Origin of the sequence: Corynebacterium sp. (assembly GCF_030535495.1) — a bacterium.
Taxonomy (GTDB): Bacteria; Actinomycetota; Actinomycetes; order Mycobacteriales; family Mycobacteriaceae; genus Corynebacterium.
Genome location: NZ_JAUNRW010000184.1, coordinates 1 through 2,003, shown reverse-complemented (window position 1 = coordinate 2,003; position 2,003 = coordinate 1). Strand labels below are relative to the sequence as shown.

The 2,003-nt window shown below is 67.3% G+C and carries 1 protein-coding gene; it reads right to left on the bottom strand.

What is annotated here, in order from left to right; translation table 11 throughout:
- Positions 1–2,003: (Fe-S)-binding protein (locus tag Q4F73_RS12390; protein WP_303359644.1), on the bottom strand; the 2,003-nt coding region annotated here is incomplete at both ends.

Genomic DNA, 2,003 nt, shown 5'->3' with positions numbered 1-2,003 from the left:
ACAGGAGCAACCGGGGTTGCCGGCGTTTCCGGCTCGGGCGCGGCGGGCGGGGTCACCGGCGCGGGTGCCGGTGCCGGAGTCGGCTTCGTGCGCTTGGGGCGGATGACCTCACCCAGGAACTGGGGCTTGCGGGGTTCGGGGAGGTGGTCGTCGATAAGCACGGAGTCACGCAGCATCTGGGCGACGTCGCGGACGACGGGGCGCTCCTCGCCCTCGGCGAGGGCTTTGACGCCGCCAGTGATCATGGTGGTGCAGAAGGGACAGCCGGTGGCGATCTCCTCTGCGCCCGTGGCCAGAGCCTGTTCGGAACGGAACTCGTTGACGCGGCGGCCGATGGTCTCCTCCATGTACATGCGTGCACCACCGGCACCGCAGCAGAAGGCTTCCTCGCGGGAGGGGGAGATCTCCACCAGGGAGGCACCGGCCGCCTCGACCATCTCACGCGGCGGGTCGTAGATCTGGTTGTGTCGGCCGAGGAAACAGGGATCGTGATAGGTGACGGGACGGCGGTGCTCCGGACCACGGGGGACCGGGGTGAGGAGCTTCTCACGGACCAGGCGGTTGAGCAGCTGGGTGTGGTGGAAGACGTCGAAGTGGCCGTCGAAATCCGGGTACTCGTTGCGGATGGTGTTGAAGCAGTGCGGGCACGTGGTGATGATCTTGCGCTGACCGGCAGGAATGCCGTCGAAGACCTCGTTGAGGGTGGCGATGTTCTCGGTGGCGAGCATCTGGAAGAGGAACTCGTTGCCCGCGCGGCGGGCGGGGTCACCGGTGCAGGTTTCCCCGGTGGACAGCACGGCGAACTTCACGCCGGCGGTGTGCAGGAGCTCGACGACGGCGCGGGTGGTGCGCACGCCATCGTCATCGAAGGCGCCGGCGCAGCCGACCCAGAAGAGGTACTCGGTGTCGGAGAGATCAGCGATGTCCTCGCCGACGACGGGCACGGGGATGCCGTCGGCACGCGCGGACTCCACCCAGGACGCACGATCCGCCTTGTTGCGGCCCCACGGATTACCCTTGGCCTCCAGGTTCTTGAACAGGCCGGTGAGCTCGGAGGGGAACTCCGAGTCCGCCAGCACCCGGAAGCGGCGCAGGTCCGCGACGTGATCGAGATGCTCGATGTCGACGGGGCACTGATCGACGCAGGCGCCGCAGTTGGTGCAGGCCCACAGCACGTCGTCGGGAACGACACTGGTCATGCTGAGGACATCGAGATCCGCGTGCGGGTTGAGGGCCGCGTCGCGGACATCGGTCATGAGCAGCTTCGGGTTGAGCGGTTTGCCGGTGTTCCAGGCGGGGCACAGATCCTGGCAGCGGCCGCAGTCGGTGCAGGTGGAGGCGTCGAGAAGCATCTTCCACGAGGCGTCCGCGAGGGTGCCGACACCGAGGGTGTCATCGTCCTCGGTGTTCTCCAGGGTGAGCATCTTGCCGTTCGAGGTCATCGGCTTGAGGCGGCCGGTGGCCTTGCGGCCGTCGGCGTTGGTCTGGAAGAAGATGTTGAAGTAGGTCAGGAAGCGGTGCCAGCCCACACCCCAGTCGAGGTTGCGCGCCATGAGCAGCAGGAACGCCATGCCGCCGAGCAGTTTGAGCAGGGCGAAGACCGAGACCATCACCGGGGAGGCAGGCAGCAGGTTGGCCAGGTGCAGGGAGAGGAAGTCGGCGACCGGGTGACCGCCGCCGAAGGTGGCGATCTTGCCGGCCTTGACCAGCAGCATGCCCAGGCCCTCAAGGAGGACGATCGCCTCGATGGCGCGTGCCGCCGTGTGGTTGGAGCCGAAGAAACGCGAGGCCCGCGACTCCGTGCCCTGCCGCAGCCGGATGATGATGAGCGCGACAATGCCGCCGATCGTGCCGAGCGCCAGGACCTCCTCCACGAATCGGTACACGCCCCACGACCCCAGCAGCGGCCAGCCGCCCGCCGGGTTGAACGTCTGGATGTACGCCTCGAACCACACCAGCACGCCGAAGAGGAAACCGACCATGACCAGCCAGTGCGCCACATT